Origin of the sequence: Caldisalinibacter kiritimatiensis (assembly GCF_000387765.1) — a bacterium.
Taxonomy (GTDB): domain Bacteria; phylum Bacillota; class Clostridia; order Tissierellales; family Caldisalinibacteraceae; genus Caldisalinibacter; species Caldisalinibacter kiritimatiensis.
Genome location: NZ_ARZA01000204.1, coordinates 1 through 19,703 on the forward strand (window position 1 = coordinate 1; position 19,703 = coordinate 19,703).

At 30.5% G+C, this 19,703-nt stretch carries 18 protein-coding genes; all 18 read right to left on the reverse strand.

Going from position 1 to position 19,703, the window contains the following annotated elements:
* Positions 1-944 (reverse strand): type IV pilus assembly protein PilM (gene pilM, locus L21TH_RS09160; protein ID WP_034429841.1); only part of this gene is annotated, 944 nt, incomplete at its 3' end.
* 67 nt (positions 945-1,011) lie between these two features.
* Complete coding sequence (locus tag L21TH_RS09165) at positions 1,012-1,758, reverse strand: prepilin peptidase (protein WP_006314593.1); 747 nt, start codon at positions 1,756-1,758, stop codon at positions 1,012-1,014.
* Between the two features lie 33 nt (positions 1,759-1,791).
* Positions 1,792-2,214, reverse strand: a complete 423-nt coding sequence (locus L21TH_RS13840) for a type II secretion system protein (RefSeq protein WP_006314594.1) — start codon at positions 2,212-2,214, stop codon at positions 1,792-1,794.
* Positions 2,215-2,444: 230 nt separating this feature from the next.
* On the reverse strand, positions 2,445-3,656 hold the full coding sequence (locus tag L21TH_RS09175; protein WP_006314595.1) for a type II secretion system F family protein: 1,212 nt from the start codon (positions 3,654-3,656) through the stop codon (positions 2,445-2,447).
* Between the two features lie 24 nt (positions 3,657-3,680).
* Positions 3,681-4,736 (reverse strand): type IV pilus twitching motility protein PilT, encoded by a 1,056-nt coding sequence (locus tag L21TH_RS09180; RefSeq protein WP_006314596.1) that lies wholly within the window; start codon positions 4,734-4,736, stop codon positions 3,681-3,683.
* Positions 4,737-4,746: 10 nt separating this feature from the next.
* Positions 4,747-6,435 (reverse strand): type II secretion system ATPase GspE, encoded by a 1,689-nt coding sequence (gspE, locus tag L21TH_RS09185; RefSeq protein ID WP_006314597.1) that lies wholly within the window; start codon positions 6,433-6,435, stop codon positions 4,747-4,749.
* Positions 6,436-6,507: 72 nt separating this feature from the next.
* The gene (gene aroE / locus L21TH_RS09190) at positions 6,508-7,362 is read right to left on the reverse strand and encodes a shikimate dehydrogenase (protein WP_006314600.1); all 855 of its coding nucleotides are present in this window, start codon (positions 7,360-7,362) and stop codon (positions 6,508-6,510) included.
* Positions 7,359-7,862: a YqeG family HAD IIIA-type phosphatase gene (locus tag L21TH_RS09195; protein WP_006314602.1), complete on the reverse strand. Its 504-nt coding sequence runs from the start codon at positions 7,860-7,862 to the stop codon at positions 7,359-7,361. Before L21TH_RS09195 ends, aroE begins: the two co-directional genes overlap by 4 nt.
* Before the next feature lie 242 nt (positions 7,863-8,104).
* Complete coding sequence (locus L21TH_RS09200) at positions 8,105-9,940, reverse strand: NADH-dependent [FeFe] hydrogenase, group A6 (RefSeq protein WP_006314604.1); 1,836 nt, start codon at positions 9,938-9,940, stop codon at positions 8,105-8,107.
* Positions 9,941-9,955: 15 nt separating this feature from the next.
* Positions 9,956-11,854, reverse strand: a complete 1,899-nt coding sequence (locus L21TH_RS09205; RefSeq protein WP_006314606.1) for an NADH-quinone oxidoreductase subunit NuoF — start codon at positions 11,852-11,854, stop codon at positions 9,956-9,958.
* 5 nt (positions 11,855-11,859) lie between these two features.
* Positions 11,860-12,378, reverse strand: a complete 519-nt coding sequence (locus tag L21TH_RS09210; RefSeq protein ID WP_006314612.1) for an NADH-quinone oxidoreductase subunit NuoE family protein — start codon at positions 12,376-12,378, stop codon at positions 11,860-11,862.
* 403 nt (positions 12,379-12,781) lie between these two features.
* Positions 12,782-13,465: an RNA polymerase sporulation sigma factor SigK gene (gene sigK, locus L21TH_RS09215; protein WP_205617980.1), complete on the reverse strand. Its 684-nt coding sequence runs from the start codon at positions 13,463-13,465 to the stop codon at positions 12,782-12,784.
* Between the two features lie 96 nt (positions 13,466-13,561).
* Positions 13,562-15,244 (reverse strand): peptidoglycan D,D-transpeptidase FtsI family protein, encoded by a 1,683-nt coding sequence (locus tag L21TH_RS09220; protein WP_006314615.1) that lies wholly within the window; start codon positions 15,242-15,244, stop codon positions 13,562-13,564.
* Positions 15,245-15,306: 62 nt separating this feature from the next.
* Positions 15,307-15,936 (reverse strand): uridine kinase, encoded by a 630-nt coding sequence (gene udk, locus L21TH_RS09225; RefSeq protein WP_006314616.1) that lies wholly within the window; start codon positions 15,934-15,936, stop codon positions 15,307-15,309.
* A 5-nt stretch (positions 15,937-15,941) separates the two neighbouring features.
* Positions 15,942-17,171 (reverse strand): peptidase U32 family protein, encoded by a 1,230-nt coding sequence (locus L21TH_RS09230; RefSeq protein WP_006314617.1) that lies wholly within the window; start codon positions 17,169-17,171, stop codon positions 15,942-15,944.
* Positions 17,168-17,824: an O-methyltransferase gene (locus L21TH_RS09235; RefSeq protein WP_006314618.1), complete on the reverse strand. Its 657-nt coding sequence runs from the start codon at positions 17,822-17,824 to the stop codon at positions 17,168-17,170. Before L21TH_RS09235 ends, L21TH_RS09230 begins: the two co-directional genes overlap by 4 nt.
* 81 nt (positions 17,825-17,905) lie before the next feature.
* The gene (mltG, locus tag L21TH_RS09240; RefSeq protein WP_006314621.1) at positions 17,906-18,961 is read right to left on the reverse strand and encodes an endolytic transglycosylase MltG; all 1,056 of its coding nucleotides are present in this window, start codon (positions 18,959-18,961) and stop codon (positions 17,906-17,908) included.
* Positions 18,962-19,079: 118 nt separating this feature from the next.
* A complete protein-coding gene (locus L21TH_RS09245) occupies positions 19,080-19,556 on the reverse strand; it encodes a QueT transporter family protein (RefSeq protein WP_006314623.1) in 477 nt (158 codons plus the stop codon).
* Between the last annotated feature and the right edge of the window lie 147 nt (positions 19,557-19,703).

Here is a 19,703-nt window from a genome sequence, read left to right on the forward strand (position 1 = left end):
AGCTGTTCTGCTAAAATATTCTCTAATCCTTTTAGTTTAGAACTACCTCCATATAAATAAATCATATCTATTTTAAAATTTCTTTCTCTACTCATATAATATTGAAACACTCTACCAATTTCATTTATCCATTCATCTATTGTATTATTTACTATTTCATTCAACATAGAAGAAGTAATATCATCAGCTTCAAACTCATCAATATTGTAGTTATTAATTTTTCTTCTTTCTGCATCTTCTAATGATAAATTAAATGAATTCGCCAATCGAATATCTATGTCTTTTCCACCTTTAGTTATAACTCTACTAAATAAAGATTTACCATCTTTAATGATATTTACATTTATATAATTATGCCCTAAATCTATTGTAGCAACAGTTTTATCATTACTGTATTTTTCATCATTTATTTTTAATCCCTTATTAAACAATTTAGATACTGAATTTGAATTTATATCTAATGCTAGTGGTTTTAATTTGAGGTCTTTTATAATATCCAGACAGGCTTCTATAATATACTTAGGTAAGGCTGTAACTTGTACTTTTAGTTGCTTATTTCTTTCTTCTTTTATTTCGTCTAATATCATAAACTGAATTACATAGTCATCTAACATTATAGGTAAGTACTGCTCTACTTCGTTTTTTACAATGTTCTCTAGTTCATTGGGTTTAGCATAAGGTAATATCATTTCCCTAGTTATTACTGATGTGCTTTGGATAGTAAAAACTACTTTTTTTGATTTAATTTTATTTTCCTTTATAACGTTATTTAAAAAGTTCTTTATTTTCTCTTTATTTATTAATTTTCCATTTTCAACGGAATTATCAGGAGTTTTAATTTTTATAGCTTGATTAACAAGTACAGTATCTCTAATTTGCTTACCTTCTATAATTTTGGTATAAGCATTACCTAAATCTACTGATATGACTCTTTTATCAAACAAAATTTTCACCTCTCAAGATGTATAAAAATCATCATATAAACTACAGCAGAGGTAAAAACCTCTGCAATTACATTAATATGTTGTTTATATAAAATTGTATAAGTTCGTTTCCATATACAGCAGCTATATAAGCCGCTATTGAAATAAATGGTCCAAAAGGAATAAAGTCTTTTCTACTTTTGACTTTAAATATTAATAAAAGCATAGATATAATAGCACCTATTACAAATGAAAGTAATGTTGTAAGTAAAATGTATTTCCATCCTAACCACAGACCTAACATTGCCATTAATTTTATGTCTCCTCCACCCATAGCACCATTCGTTATAATCGCTATGACCAGGAATATACCTCCACCTATCAATAGTCCTATAGTCCCATTTATAATATTGGGTTTAAAGTTATATAATGTAATTAAAAGTAGTCTACAGATTATCCCAAAGATAATTAGTTTATCTGGAATAATTTTATAATGATAATCTATGGTACTTATAACTATAAGCAAGCTTGAAAGCAAAGCATACTGTAAAAATTCAAGTGAAAATCCAAATTTTAAATATAAAATAATATATAAAATAGCATTTAAAGCTTCGATTAATGGATACTGTAGGGAAATGGGCTCCCCACAGTATCTACATTTGCCTTTATTAATTATAAAGCTTAATATTGGTATAAGGTCTATAGGTTTTAATTTACTATCACATTTTGGGCAATGCGATGGAGGATATGCAATTGATTCTCCTCTAGGTATGCGATATATGCATACATTGAGGAATGAACCTACTATTAGGGATGTAATCAATAGTACAAACATATGACTTCCTCATTTCAAGAGTTAAAAAATTTATTAATTACCAATTTCCTCATCTTGATCTGGTTTATCACCTTGGCTTGGATATAGTTCAGTTTTATCAGAGTTATTATAATGAACAGATACTGAACCACCGCTTACCTCAATAACAAATCTAGCATCACTATCTTTTAAGTACTGTGGTTTTAAATCATTACTGTTAACATAAGCACCTTCTTCTAATTCTGTTGACAAATCACTATCATCTTCAACATCATTCATTTGTACATACATTTCTCCTGCTTTAGCTAAGTTAGCAGCAGTAGCTATGTCTGCTTTCCACTTTGCATCCTCTTGAACACCTGATAAATTTGGTACTGCTATAGCTGCCAAAATACCTAGCACAGCAAGAACTACAATAAGCTCTACTAATGTAAAACCTTTATTATTCTTAAGTCTTTTAGCTATCGCCTTTAACATTCTTTTCACCTCCCTTCAAAAGAACAATTCTAAATTTTAAATTGTAAATTCTAAATTATTTTAAGTGTATTTTTTAAGCAGATAAAAAACTAATCTAGTATCTTAAATCTTATTCTTCTAAATTTTTCAGTTTCTTGTATTAATATATTAACTACTAACCACTTTCTCCTAGCTACTATCTTAATTAATCTTTTAATTTAACATTTAACATTCACAATTTAGAATTGTTTTTAAAACTGTAACGTGTTCACCATATTAAACATCGGTAATACCATTGCAATAACTATTGCTCCTATTATAATAGCCATAAATACTATCATCAATGGCTCTAGAGCTGTTGTCATCTTTTCCATCGCCGCTTCTACTTCATCATCATAAAAGTCTGCAGTCTTGTCCAATATTTCTTCAAGGGAACCTGATTCCTCACCTATCATTATCATTGAAACAACCATAGGTGGAAATACTCTTATATTTTTTATAGGTTCTGCTAAGCTTATTCCCTTTCTTACATCTTCTTTAGCTTGAAGTATTCCATCTGCTACTACTTTATTTCCTACGACATTTGCTACTATATCTAATGACTGTATGAGGGAAACTCCACTTCCAAGTAGTGTAGAAAGTGTTCTAGTAAATCTCGAAGTTACTACCTTTTCAGTAGTATTTTTTACTATTGGTATTTTAAATTTTAAATTATCAAAATATCTCTTGCCTCTTTCACTTTTTTTATATTTATTAAATATATACCCTAGAATAAACAAGAATAAAGCTATTATATACCAAGTTTTCTTTATTCCATCACTTATATCTAATAAAATTCTTGTAGGTAATGGTAACTCAACACCTGTTCCTTCAAACATACTTATAAAGTTTGGCATAACTACAGTTAATAGAAATATCACAACCACTAACGATATTATACTTAAGATTATAGGATATACCATAGCACTTTTAACTTTATTTGAAATCTTATTTTCCTTTTCATAATGAATAGCCATTCTATCCATTATAACATCTAAGTTACCACTTACCTCTCCTGCTTCAACCATATTTATAAGCAAATCTGGAAATACTTCATTGTGCTTTTTTAATGCCTCTGATAAAGTCAATCCCTTCTGTACTTCATCGTATATTTTAATTATTTCCTGTCTTAATTTCTTATTTTCCGTCTGCTTACTTAATATATCAAGACAATTAATAATAGTAACTCCTGCATCGAGCATAGTATAAAACTGTCTACAAAATATTGCTATATCTTTTGTTTTAACTTTATTTAAAAAACTAAAAAACTCTATATTCTTTGCTTCTACTACCTCTTTAATCTCAACAGGATAATAGTTTTTTTCCTTAAGCATTGATACAACTTCTCGCTTTGAATTAGCAGTAAAAGTTCCTGTTGTTCTATCTCCTGATACCTTTATTGCTTTATATTTATATGTGGGCATATATCCACCCCTCAATAAATTTAGTTATATACCTAAAAATCTTTTTACCATCTCTTTATCAACTGAATAATTTAGTATTGTATCTCTACTTATAATCCCCTTTCTATACAACTCCAGTAGTGAATTATCCATTGTTACCATATTATATTTAGTTCCAGTTTGTATAGCCGTTTGTATTTGATGGGTTTTTCCTTCTCTAATAAGGTTCCTTATAGCTGGAGTAGCTACCATGATTTCTAATGCAACTGCTCTACCACTTCCATCAGCTTTAGGTAACAACTGTTGAGAAATTACACCTTCTATTACATTAGACAGTTGAACCATTATCTGTTGCTGCTGATGAGGTGGAAATACATCTATAATTCTATCAACTGTTTTAGCTGCTCCTATTGTATGCAACGTTGAAAGCACTAAATGTCCAGTTTCAGCAGCTGTTATAGCTGTAGATATAGTCTCTAAATCTCTCATTTCCCCCACTAAAATAACATCTGGGTCTTGTCTTAATGCTGATCTTAATCCATTAGCAAAGGATATTGTATCTGTTCCCACTTCTCTTTGGTTAACTATACTCTTGTTATGTTTATGTAAATACTCAATTGGGTCTTCTAGTGTTAATATGTGACAATTCCTTTCATTGTTTATAGTGTTTATCATCGATGCTAATGTTGTAGACTTTCCACTGCCTGTTGGACCAGTAACTAATATAAGTCCTCTTTTCTTTCTAGATAACTCTTTCACTATTGGTGGTAATCCAAGTTCTTCTATTGTTGGTATCTTTAACGATACAGTTCTTATGGCCATACCATAAGTTCCTCTTTGCTTATATACATTTACTCTAAATCTTCCTAATCCTCTTTGAGAATATGATAAATCTAATTCGCCTTCTCTCTCTAAAGTTTTGAATTGCTCTTCACTTAACATTTGCTTTACTAAATCATAATTATCATTTGGAGTTAAGTTATCTTCATTACATACAACAAGTTCTCCGTTGATTCTCATAACTGGAGGAAATCCAACTGTAATATGTAAGTCAGATGCTTTCATTTCTACAGTTTTTCTTAATAACTCATTCAATTCCATTAAAAATCACCTACTCTAAAGTATAAGTTACCCTTAATAATTCTTCAACTGTTGTTTCTCCTTTTAATACCAATTCTGTGCAATTTTCTCTTAAAGTTGTCATCCCACTTTCAATTGCTTCGTTTTTTATACTATCAATACTAATTTTATTATTTATTAAATCTCTTATTTTTTTATCTATTGGCATAACTTCATGTATAGCTGTTCTACCCTTGTATCCTGTATAATAGCAATGACTACATCCCTTGCCTTTATACAAAGGTGTTTCATCATTTATTCCTAATAGCTTCATTTCTTTTTCACTTGGTAAATATTGATACTTACATCTATCGCATATTTTTCTAACTAATCTCTGAGCTACAACCCCTACCATTGAAGAAGAAATCAAATAAGGTTGTATTCCCATATCTAGTAATCTAGTGATTGTCGATGGAGCATCATTAGTATGCATAGTGCTTATTACAAGATGCCCTGTAATAGCTGCCCTTACTGCAATTTGTGCAGTTTCAATATCTCTAATCTCACCTACCATTATAATATCTGGATCTTGCCTAAGTATAGCTCTAAGTCCGTTAGCAAATGTTAACCCTGTTTTATTATTAACTTGTACTTGATTGATACCATCTAGTTTATACTCTACTGGGTCTTCAACAGTTATTATATTTTTATTAACTGTGTTTAGCTCACTTAATGTACTATACAATGTGGTTGTTTTTCCGCTACCAGTTGGACCAGTAACTAAAATTATACCATTAGGATTCTTAATAATATTATCAAAGAGCATTAGATTTTTCTCTGTAAATCCTAGTTGAGATTTCTTTAACAAGAAATTGCTTCTATCTAAAATTCTTATAACAATCTTCTCACCATATACAGTTGGCAATATTGATATACGTAAATCTACCTCTCGTCCATCTACATTTGTTTCAATCCTGCCATCCTGAGGAATCCTTTTTTCTGCTATATTCATTTTTCCCATTATCTTAATTCTAGTTACTATAGCAGAGTGAGTTGACTTGGCAGGTGTCATTATCTCTTGTAAACTTCCATCTATTCTAAATCTTACTCTTAACAAATTTTCATAAGGTTCTATGTGTATGTCACTAGCTCTAGCCTTTACAGCTTGTCTTATTATCGAGTTTACAAGCCTAACGGCTGGAGCATTGTTTATTTCATTTAATATTTCTTCGTCTATCTCTTCAATGTTTTCTACTTCATATTGTCTTTTAAAATCTTCTATAGCCTTTTCCGCACTTTGCTTTCCATAGTACTGCTCAATAGCGTTTGATATATCTTTTTTTGTAGAAATGGCAGGTTCAACCTTTAAATTAGTTCCCATTTCAATATCATCTATCGCAAAAACATTTAATGGGTCAGCCATCGCCACTATCAGCTTTCCTCTATCTTTTTTAATAGGTATAACTAAGTGCCTTTTAGCTAAGTTTTCTGTTATTAGTTTAGGTATCTCAGGGTCAATAATATAATTATTCAAGTCTATATGTGGAATACCGAACTGAAATTCTAAAACCTGTATTATATCAAGCTCTGTAACATACCCCTTTTCTACTAATATTTCACCTAATTTTTTACCAGAATTCTTTTGAATATTTAACGCATCACTTAATTGTTCATCTGTAATTTTCCCTACTGACTTTAATAGGTCGCCTAACTTCATCTTATCATTTAATCCAATTTTCATCATTTCACCTACTATTTTTTCATCTTTCGACTATAACTGTCTAATTCTCACTTAATATAGTATTCTACCTTTCTATAGAAATTCCTTCTTATTCATATTTAATTTTATGCTATTTATGTCAAATATTTGTTTAAACCAAATCTCTTCACTTAATATTGCTTGATATAATAGCATATCTAATCCACCAATAACTTTGCACCCTTTTTCTTCTGCGTCTTTTAATAATTTAGTAATTCTTGGCTTATATACAATATCATAGACTAGCATATTTTTATTTAAATTATTTTTTTTGATTGGTGATTGATTACTGTTTGGATACATACCTATAGAAGTACAATTAATAATTATATCAACGTCTTGATAATTGATTTCTCTTGAATTTAATCCCCCATATCTCCCTTTTATGTTTGGATATATATTTTTTATCTTCTCTATTAGCTTTTTAGCTTTTTTTTCAGTTCTATTCAAGATTATTATTTCATTTGCACCTTCTTTTGCTAACATCATAGCAATAGCATGAGCTGCTCCTCCTGCTCCCAATATTAATACTTTTTTTCTTTTAACAACAACATCATGTACTTTTAATGATTTAATAAAACCTAAGCCATCAGTATTGTAACCTATAAGCTTACCATTATCATTTTTTACTGTATTAACTGCTCCAATTAACTTCGATTCTTTGCTAATATCATCTAAGTATTTTATAATTTCAATTTTATGGGGTATCGTAACATTAAACCCTTTAATACCTAAAGCTTTAATACCATCTATTGCTTTTCTTAAATCATTAGGTTTGACATCAAACACCATATATTTAGCATTTAACCCATTTTCTTCAAAACTAGTGTTATGTATAAAGGGTGATAAACTCTTTGACACAGGATGTCCAATTAAACAATATAGTTCAGTATTTGCATCTATCTTCATCTATTACCCTCCTCAAGTATATCTCTTAAAACTATTTTTTCGATTTTTCTTATGAATTTTGTTAAAATTAATTCCTTTTTGCTTAACGGCGTAACTAATATAGTAAATAATCCTACTCTATTTCCTCCTAAAATATCAGTAAATATTTGGTCGCCAATCATTGCTGTTTTAAATGTTTGTGTATCCATTTTATTTATAGCTTCTAGAAAAGCTTTTTTTCTAGGCTTTATAGCTCTGTGAATAGCTAATACCTTGACTTCTTCATTAAACTTTACAACTCTAGTTTTTGTTGCATTTGAAACTATACATATTTTAAAACCCATATTTTTCACCTTTTTAAACCAATTAATAACATTTTCAGTTGCATATTTCGTATTCCATGAAACTAGTGTATTATCAATATCTACTATAATCGAATCTATACCCTTATCTTTTAATTTTAATAAGTCAATATCAAATACAGATTTTACATACATATTTGGTTGAAGTAATTTATTCACCCTTTCACCTCTCTTATACATTTATAATATCACATATCTAAAATGCATTTTTTATTTAAATTTTTATTATAAAAATTATATATAAAAAGATACTGCATTAATATAACAGTATCTTTAATTAAATAAAATAATTATACATAATATTACATATTTCACTTTAGATGTATCTATATAGTCTTATTTTGTTTAATTATATCGTATTATTACTATTACCTCGGAAATCATTTTTATTATTTCCATCGTTAGTATCTTTCATCGAAACCTTCATAAGGTTTATCTTCTACTAAATAAGGATGTCTACCCCTTTCAACATATGTTGTATGAAGATATTTTTTAGCAACAACCGATAATGGTTCCCCTAAAAATTCTTTATAGATTTGTTGTACCCGTGGATTTTCGTGAGACCTTCTTATCTTCTTACCTCTGTCTACATTGTATAATGCATCTGCACGATTATGTCTATAACTCAATGAAATATATTTATAATCTCTACTGCTCAATATTGGTTGTCCTCCACCACCGACACATCCTCCTGGACATGCCATAACTTCCATGTAATCAAATTTTTTCTCTCCGCTTTTAAAAGCTTCTAATGCTTTTTTTGCATTGCCTGTTCCATGGGCTATAGCAATAGTGATTGTTCTATCCCCAAGATTAACTTTACCATATTTTAATCCCCTTAGTCCCCTAGCATCTTCATAATCAGGTACCGGCATTTCATCTCCTGTTATTAACTTATGAGCCGTACGAACAGCAGCCTCTAATACTCCACCTGTAGCTCCAAAAATCATGCCTGCACCACTATATTGGTCAAAGGGTTCATCATATTCTTCATCGGGTAAATTTACAAAATCAATCCCTACTTGTCTTATCATTCTAGCTAATTCCCTTGTAGTTAATACATAGTCTACATTTCTATATCCGTCTGATTCCATTTCTGGTCGTGCTGCTTCATATTTCTTAGCTGTACAAGGCATTATAGCAACATTAACAATAGTTGAAGGGTCTATACCATATTTTTTAGCATACCATGTCTTTGTTAATGCCCCACACATTTCATGAGGTGATTTGGTAGAAGAAAGATGTGGTAAAAACTCTGGATAAAAATGTTCTGCATATTTTACCCATCCTGGACAGCATGAAGATAGTAATGGTAGCTTTTCAGGCTCATGTAATACTCTTTCCATAAGTTCGTTACCTTCTTCTAATATCGTTAAATCTGCAGTTACATCAGTAGCAAATACTTTATCAAATCCCAATCTTCTTAGTGCAGCTACCAACTTACCTGCAACAAATGAACCTACTGGCATGCCAAATTCTTCTCCTATAGTTACTTGTATTGATGGTGCTGTTTGTACTACTACATGCTTATTAGAGTCTGATATAACTTCCCACACTTCTTTAATATATTCTTTCTCTGTAAGTGATGCTGTTGGACATGCTAATACACATTGACCGCACATTATACAGCTTACTTCAGACAAATCTTTTTGGAAGGCTGGAGCTATTATTGTATTAAGACCTCTATTTAATGGTGAATAAACGTAACACTCTTGTATCTTATTGCAAATAGCCATACATCTTCTGCAGTTAATACATTTATTATAGTCCCTTTGTATAGCTGGGTTATTATCAAAAAATCCATAATCTTTTTTTTCACCAGTATAAGGGATATTTCTAATTCCTAAGCTATCTGCAAGATTTTGAAGTTCACAGTTTAAATTTCTTATACAAGTAGTACACTCCCTATTGTGATTAGATAAAAGTAGAGTAACTGCTGTTTTCCTCGCACGTCTTACTCTCTCAGTATTAGTTCTAACTTTCAATCCTTCTCTTACTGGATAAACACATGAGGCTTGAAGGTTACGGGTACCTTCAATCTCAACAACACATACTCTACATGTACCTACTTCATTAATATCCTTTAAATAACATAAGCTTGGTATTTCTATATTTACCATCCGAGCAGCTTCAAGGACACTAATACCTTTAGGAACCTGATAATCTTTACCATCTATATTTATAGTTACTTTTTCTTCTGCAACTTTTAATTCTTCACTTTCTCTTCTATTCTCCACTCATCTCACCTACCTTTATCTTTTATATATTGCATCTACAGGACACTTAGGAATACACGCCCCACATTTTATGCAAACATCTTGATGTATATGAAATGGAGGGTTCTTATTTTCTCCTGTAATAGCATTTACAGGACATACTCTGGCACATATTCCACAAGCAACACACTTTTCGTCTGAAATTACTACTTTTAATAAGTCGTTACATACACCAGCAGGACATTCCTTATCTTTAATGTGCTTTATATATTCATCTTTAAAATACTGTAATGTACTTAATACTGGGTTAGGTGCTGATTGACCTAATCCACACAATGAAGAATCTTTAATATCATAACATAAGTCTTCTAATATCTTTAAGTCCTCCATCTCACCTTTCCCTTTAGTAATCTTTTTAAGTATCTCTAATATTCTTCTTGTACCAACTCTACATGGTACACATTTGCCACAGGACTCATCTTGTGCGAATTCTAAATAAAATCTTGCTATATCAACCATACAATCACTTTCATCCATAATAATCATACCGCCAGAACCCATCATTGACCCAATGTCTGCAAGTGTATCAAAATCAATTTTTATATCTAAGTAATCAGCAGGTATACATCCACCTGATGGGCCTCCCGTTTGAGCTGCTTTAAATTGTTTATTATCATGGATACCTCCACCTATGTCATATATAATAGTACGTAGAGTAGTACCCATAGGAACTTCAATTAAACCAGTATTATTAATCTGTCCAGCTAAAGCAAATACCTTAGTTCCTTTGCTGTTCTCCGTACCTATACTGGCAAACCAATCTGCTCCCTTTTCTAAAATTACAGGTATATTAGCAAAGGTCTCCACATTATTATTAAGTGTAGGTTTTTCCCATAAACCGACTTCAGCAGGAAACGGAGGCCTTGGTCTAGGTTCACCTCTCATACCCATAACAGATTGAATCAATGCTGTCTCCTCACCACATACAAATGCTCCAGCGCCTAATCTAATGTCTAAATCAAAGTCAAAACCACTTCCAAAAATATTTTGCCCTAATAAACCTGCCTTTTTAGCTTGGTCTATCGCTATTTCTAATCTATCAACTGCAATTGGATACTCAGCTCTTACATAAACATATCCTTGATGTGCACCAATACAATATCCTGCTATAATCATCGCTTCAATAACACTGTGTGGATCACCTTCTAATATTGAGCGGTCCATAAAAGCACCAGGGTCTCCTTCATCAGCGTTACACAATACAAATTTCTTGTTACCTTCATAATTATATGCATATTCCCATTTTTGTCCTGTTAAGAAACCTCCTCCACCACGACCTCGTAATCCTGATTTTTTTAATTCTTCAATTATATCTGTTGGTGGAGTTTTGTTTGTCAATATATTAGCTAAATTATTATATCCTCCCATTGCTATATATTCTTTAATATCTTCAGGATTAATAACTCCACAATTTCTGAGTGCTATTCTCATTTGATGATTGAAAAAATCTATTTCATCTATTGTTTTCTGAACCTCGTCATTATTTACTGACTTATATAATAATCTTTCCACTACTTGACCTTTACCTATGTGACTATCTAGTATTTCGTCAACATCTTTAGCTTCTACTTTTATATAAAAAGTTCTATCTGGATGTACAACCACTATAGGGCCAAGTTTACAAAAACCAAAGCATCCAGTTTTAAATACTTTTACCTTATCGCTTAGATTTCGCTTTTTAATTTCTTTATGTAACCTCTCTCTTACTGCATCGCTCTTTGATGATGTACACCCTGTTCCTGCACATACTAAAATATGATATTTTTCGATTTCTTTTTCAATATTAGTATCTTTAAAACGCAATCTCATGTTATTATAGGTCTCTTCTCTTACTTTCTTTAATTCCTCTTGTGATTTAATAGGCGTTATATTCAACTTTTTCACCCCTGTCTATCTAATTGTGATTTCTTATTTGTTTTAATGTATTTATATAGAATTGATGGTACATCTGATGGTGTTAGTCTTCCGTAAACCTCATCATTTATAGTTATAACAGGTGCTAAACCACAAGCACCTATACATCTTGTAGCCTTTAATGTAAACAGTCTATCCATAGTAGTATCTCCTACATCTATTTGTAATTCATCTTTTATAGCGTCTAAAACTTCTTGAGCACCTTTTACGTAACAAGCAGTACCCATACATACACCTATAGTGTATTTTCCTCTAGGCTCTTGGGAAAATAATGAGTAAAAGCTTACAACACCATTTATCGTTGAAATTGGTATATTAAGTCTCTCTGAAATGTATGATTGTACTTCTCTTGGTAAATATCCAAATACATCTTGAGCTTTTTGCAATATTCGTATAAGCATTCCCTCTTGGTCTTTATATCTATCTATAATTTCATCTAGTTTTTTATAATTCTCTTCTTCTGTATGCTCTATTCTCACACCCATAAATAATATTCACCTCGCTGATTATATTTCTCTCTATTTATTCCTCTGAATAGTATTTGCTAGTAATTATTGCATTATTCATCCTCTGATTTTCTATATTAAAGTTAGTTGTTATCTTTTAACACTCTGTTATCAAGCTTCATAAAATATATAAAGATTAATTTTATATAGAAAGTTGTGATATCATGGCTACTTTTCCTTTGTGGATAGCAAAAAATAAGAATGTTATTTTAATTTTCGATTCAGATTTTAATCTTGTTTTTAAACACAACAATGCATACACGTATGAAAAAAGCATTACAAATTTGGTCAAGCTCTGTAATGAATATAAAACTCTAACTTTTCTAGATTCTATTAATAATAAGTAATAAAAAAGAAACACTACCTTTAGCAGTGTTTCTTTTTACTTACAATTAAATGCTTTATTTAATTTTTCTACTGCCCTCTTTTCTATTCTCGAAACATAAGACCTAGAAATTCCTAACATTTTAGCTATCTCTCTTTGGGTCTTACACCCATAATTAGTTAATCCGTATCTTAACTCTATAATTGTTTTTTCTCTCCCTTTTAAAACCTTGTTCATCTTACTGTATAACTTTTTTATCTGCATTTTCAAATTTACTTCATCAATTATTTGGTCAGCATCTGAACCCAATATGTCTATTAAAGAAATTTCATTACCTTCTTTATCTACACCAATTGGGTCTTGTAAGGAAACCTCTGACTTTATCTTTTTACTAGAACGTATTGTCATCAATATCTCATTATCTATACATCTTGCAGCGTATGTCGCAAGACGCGTACCCTTATTTCTATCAAATGTTGTAATTGCTTTTATTAATCCAATAGTCCCTATTGAAATAAGGTCGTCAGTATCCCTACCTGTATTGTGATATTTCTTTACAATATGAGCAACTAAACGTAGATTTCTTTCTATTAGTATGTTTTTAGCTTCTTCATCACCGTTTTCATAAGCTATCAATAGTTCTTCTTCCTCTTCTGGAGATAAAGGCTGTGGAAAAGAGTTATTATTAGATATATATCCTATATGAGGTATAAAAGGGTGTATGATATTACTCAATATCATAATAAAAGTGCTCCACATTAAAATGCACACCTCCACTATATGGGTCACATTAAATTATATGCTGTATCCCCTGAAAGTGTGCACGTACATTTATATTTATTTGCCTAATAAAGTTATACCTCTTGCTATTTTTTCAAAAATTGGTGCTGCACATTTTCCTCCTGAAATACCTTCTTCTATAAGTACGGTAATTACATATTTAGGTTTCTCCTTAGGAAAATATCCACTAAACCAAGCATGTATAGTTTCATTACCATTTAAAATAGCTTGAGCTGACCCAGTCTTTCCCCCACCTCCTCCAATATCATCTAATGATATGTTTTTGGCAGTTCCTTTTTCTATTACATCTTCCATGTATTCCATTAATATATTATTGTATTTTGGTTGAATTACTATTTTTTCTTCGTTACTTCTATATTTTTTGACCATATTACCTCTTTCTGTTACTATACCTTCAATAAGTCTCATATCCTTTTGAATTCCATTATTAGCTATAACCATCATCATATTAGTTATTTGTAATGGTGTTACTTCTATTGTTCCTTGACCTATAGAAATGTTCCCAATAGCAGGCCCGAAAAGCTCATCTCCTTTAGGTAATCTTCCTGCCTTTTCCTCTTCTAACCCTATACCTATTTTTTCACCAAAACCCAGTTTTTTAGCAGTCTCTATAATCTTTTTAGCGCCAACCCTTTTTCCTAATTTTATAAACACAGAATTACATGAATCGTAAAATGCTTCCTGTACATTAATACATCCATGACCACCAGTATTATATGTATGACACTTAATAATCGTACTACCCACTTCTTCATATCCGCTACAAACAAACTCTTCATCGAGAGAAACCTTTTCTTCTTCAAGTGCAGATAAAAGCACAACTATTTTAAATAAAGAACCTGGTGGATAAGGATACTGAATAGCTTTATTATAGCAGTCATTCATTTGGCTATTATAGTGTGCTGAAATATTATCTTGGTCTATGTTAGGCCTACTAACCATCGCTACTATGTTACCAGTTTCTACTTCAGCTACTATCACAGCACCATTCTTTTTTTCAACATCCATTATATTCTCAACAAGTTTTTGTATATGATAATCTATCGTTAATTTAACACTATTAGTAATATCTCTATCAGTACTAGTAACAGTTTTATACCCAAAACCTGGTATCAATCTATTTTTTCCATCTAATGTCACTTTTACAGTTCCATAGTCATCATCAATATTTAAATCTTTCATAGCTAATATGTCATCATATAGTAATTCTATTCCACTTTGTCCCTTATTTTCACTTTTATTAATATATCCAATAACATGTGCTAATATATTATCTTTTTCGTACCTAAGAACTTTATTCACTTTAAGTATCCCTTTTTTATTCTTTAAATTTGTTATTTCAGATTTTTTTATAGGTATTTCCACTATTTTTTTTGAGTTGTCCATATACTCTTTTATTTGATCTTTACTTTGTCCAGTAATATCCTTTAAATATTCTAAAGTTTCTTCAGCATCATTAACTATCTCTTTAAATACAATAATCGTTGGTATTCTTTTTCTGTTAGTTAAAGGAATTAAATTTCTGTCGTATATTATTCCTCTAGCTGGTTGTATTCTAACCTTTCTAATCCTCTGGCTTTCTGCAGCATGTTTATACTTTTCTCCCTTAATAACTTGTATATAAAAAATCCTACCTAGTAATATTGAAAATACCATCAGAGAAATGAAAGATAATATATAAAGTCTTCTTACGATATCTTTACTTATTTTATTAGACATAAAAACACCTCCTGAAGATGCCTACATAAGAATTATTTCCAACATCTCTAGGAGGTATAATACTATTTTTGTTTTTCTCTTATAATTGACTTAATTTTAGTTACCATAAGGTCAATAGCTACTTTGTTATAACCACCCTCAGGAATTATAATATCAGCATATTTTTTACATGGTTCGATAAATTGTATATGAGCTGGTCTAACTGTAGTCATATATTGATTGATTACTGATTCTAAAGTTCTACCTCTATCCCTTATATCTCTTATAATCCTACGGACAAGTCTAACATCTGAATCAGTATCAACAAATATCTTCATATCTAGTAAATCTCTAATTCTTTTATCATCTAAAACAAGTATTCCTTCAAGAATTATTATATCTCTAGGCTCAACTCTAACAGTTTCTTCTTTTCTGTTATGTAATTCATAATCATATAATGGCTTTTCTATTGGTTTTCCATCAAGTATCATCTTTAAATGTTCTAATAATAAATCATTATCAAAGGCTAAAGGATGGTCATAATTTGTTTTTACTCTTTCTTCAAATGATAAATGACTTTGATCTTTATAATATGAGTCCTGCTCAATAATAACTATTTTTTCTTCAGGTAATTCAGAAAAAATCTTTCTTACTACCGTACTTTTGCCCGAACCACTTCCTCCTGTTATTCCGATAAGTATAGGTCGTTTCAAATACATCATTCCTTTCTAGCTTTTCTGAGCATGTCCCAAGGTTCTACATTTCCATCAATTTTCATTTTAACTATTTGCTGTGGATGCGGTGCTACTTCAATTTCATTTCCATCTTTATCCCACATTTTTTCAATTACATAGTTAAAATGCTCTTTATTTGGTCCAAATATTTCAACTTCATCACCTTGGAACATCCTATTTCTTTGCTGTATTGTTGCTATATTTGTTTCTTTGTCATAATCTAAAACTAAACCTACAAAATCATAATTCCTAATGTATGAACTACTTGTATATAATTGGTCCTTTTCAGTAGGTTTTCCGAAATAAAATCCTGTAGTAAAATCCCTATGACTAGCCTTTTTAATTTCATTTAACCATTTATCATTATAAACATAATCATTAGGATTATCAAGATATTTATCTATAAGCATTCTATATGCCCTTACAATTGTAGCAACATAATAAGCACTTTTCATTCTTCCTTCAATTTTGAAACTATGAATTCCTGCTTCAATTAACTCAGGAATATGCTCAATCATACATAAATCCTTAGAATTAAAAATAAATGTTCCTCTTTCATCTTCTTCAATTGGGAAGTATTCTCCAGGTCTTTTTTCTTCTACTAAATAATATCTCCACCTACAAGGATGCGCACATGCTCCTCTATTTGCATCTCTACCTACCATATAATTACTTAATAAACATCTACCTGAATAAGAAATACACATAGCTCCATGTACAAAAGCTTCTATTTCTAAGTCTTTTGGCTTGTTTTCTATTATTTCTTTAATTTCTTTTAGCGATAATTCTCTAGCTACAACTATTCTTTTAACACCTTGGTTATACCAAAACTTAGCAGATGCATAGTTTGTCATATTTGCTTGTGTACTTAAATGTATTTCCATATCTGGAGCCACTTCTTTAACAATGTTTATAACTCCAGGGTCAGATACTATAACTGCATCTACACCTATTTCATTTAACTTTTCAATATAATTTGGCATACCTTTTAAATCATTATTATGAGCTAAAATATTAACTGTTACAAAAACCTTTTTTCCTCTATCATGTGCAAACTTTACTCCCTCTTCAATTTCTTCTAATGTAAAGTTTTTAGCAGCTGCCCTTAAACCAAACTGTTGCCCTCCTAGATATACCGCATCTGCTCCATAAATAATAGCCATTTTCAACTTTTCTAAACTTCCTGCTGGTGCTAGTAATTCAGGTTTTTTCATTTTTGTACCTCCTTTTTATACGATAGTGCTATACCATCACCAATTGGTATTACACTTGTTTCTAATTCTTCATTATTTGATATGTACTCTAGATATTCTCTCATTCTTCTAACTATTGTTTTCTTCCTTCTCACGACTAATTGGTCATTAGCAACCATCCCTTTAAAAAGTACGTTGTCTGATATTATTATACCCCTAGTCTTTAAATTATTAATACAATAAGGAAGAAAATCCATATACTTACTTTTTGCTGCATCTAGGAATATTAAATCAAACTCATCATTAATAGATGGTAAAACTTTCTGTGCTTCACCTTTTATTATCTCAATATCAACATTCGTTTCGCTATTTTTTATGTTCTCCTTTGCTAATTCAATCATATCTTCTCTTCTTTCAATAGTTACAATTTTCCCCTTCGATTCCATAGCGTTAGCCATTATCAAAGCCGAATAACCAATAGCAGTACCCAATTCTAGTATTTTTTCTGCTTTTGTTATCTTTATCATAACCTTTAAAAAATTTGCTACTTCAGGATGAACAATAGGGATATGATTTTCTTTAGAATATTTTTCTAATTCAACTAAATAATCGTCGTTTTTTGGTAATATGCTTCTAATATACTCTTCTATATATTCTTCGTTTATATTACTCAAATTAATCTCTCCCTTTACTTATTTACATAAATAATACGTGGTTCCCTACCACGTATTATTTTTCTTCTTTTAAAAAGTATACTACTCATCATGCTTTGCTTTCAAAAACTCTTTATAATTATCAGTAAAAGTATGAGTTCCATCTCCATTAGCCACAAAATAAATATAATCAACATCTGCTGGTTTTACAGCAGCTTCAATTGAGGCTGCTCCAGGTGATGCAATTGGTCCTGGTGGCAATCCTTTATATAAATAAGTATTATATTTTGATTCAACTTCTAAGTCATCATAAGTAAGGCTTTGTTTTCTTTCTCCTAAAGCATATTGTACAGTTACACACGACTGTAACTTCATACCTATGTTCAATCTATTATGAAATACAGCTGATATCAGTGGTCGCTCACTATCAACTTGTGCCTCTCTCTCTATTATAGAGGCTAAAGTAATTACTTCATTTATAGTCATATCTAGCTGCTTAGCTTTTTTTATTATATCTTCATTATAGACTTCATCAAATCTTTTTAACATTTTTCTTATTATCTCTTCCTCAGTAGCATCTTTATAAACTTCATAGGTATCTGGAAAAAGATATCCTTCTAAAGTAGTGTTATTTGGTAACTCATTTAAAAAGTTAAACTCATCAGAGAAATACGATATGTCTTCACACATACTTAAAAATTCTTCTTTATTTACTATCCTTTGATTAGCTAATCTATCAGCTATTTCTCTTAACTCAAACCCTTCCGGAATAGTAAACTTTACTGTTTCCTTTAGAACTCCTCCTTCAACTAGTTTATTTAATATCTCTTTAGGTGTCATACCATTATCTAATTTATATTTACCTGCCTTTAATTTTCCATCTATTCCATCTACTTTACATAAAAACTTAAATAACAATTCATTTCTAATAAGATTATTTTCCTTTAATATCAATGCTATTTTTGATGTCGAACTTCCCTTCGGAATTACAATAGTAACCTCACTTATATTATTTACAGCAACGGGTTGCGTTTGACTTATGTAATACTGTTTAGCTGATATAAAAGCTAATGTTAAGATAATTAACAAAGTGAAGAAAAATTTTCTTAACCTTGTATTCTTCTTTCTCTTTTTTTCCTTTGACAATATATCAGGCAACTATTACACTCCCCCTCAAACATTTTCTACTTAATTATACAATTTAACTAATTCTTTTACAAGTAAATTAATTACTATTGTTTCTAGATATAAAAAATGACCGTATTACACGGCCATTTTATATTCTATCTTTAATTCTTTCATAAGCATATAAAACTATACTACCAAATAACCCTACAGCTATTAATTCTCCTAAAGCTATAAAACCTACTGTAGGCCAGTATGGAAAATTAGTAAATTTTGCAACCCATATTGACACAATTAGTCCATTTAATGCTACAGGTGGTATAACACCCAATATTTTATTAGGCATCTTACTAGTTAAGTAAGCAGCAATTAATGTAACTAAACTCCCACCAACTATATCAATCAAACCAAATCCTGATGTAAAAGTCAGAATAGTATTAGCCAATAAGCATCCAATAAATACTCCTGGGATTGCCGCACTTTCAATTAATGGCAATAGCACCAAGGCTTCTGCCACCCTTATCTGTACAGGTCCAAAAGCTAATGTACCAAGTGGTATCTCAAGTGCTACTAAAATTACATATAAAGCTGCTATTGCAGCCGATTTTGATAGGTATCTTGTATTCACTTTTATCCTCCCTATATAATCTTAGTTTTTCTTAAAATTAAATTATATCTTTTATTCATCTTTTATTTCTATTGCTTCTCCTAATATCTTATAAATATCATTCATTACCTGTGTAAATCTCATTTCAGCTGCAAAATAATCACTTAT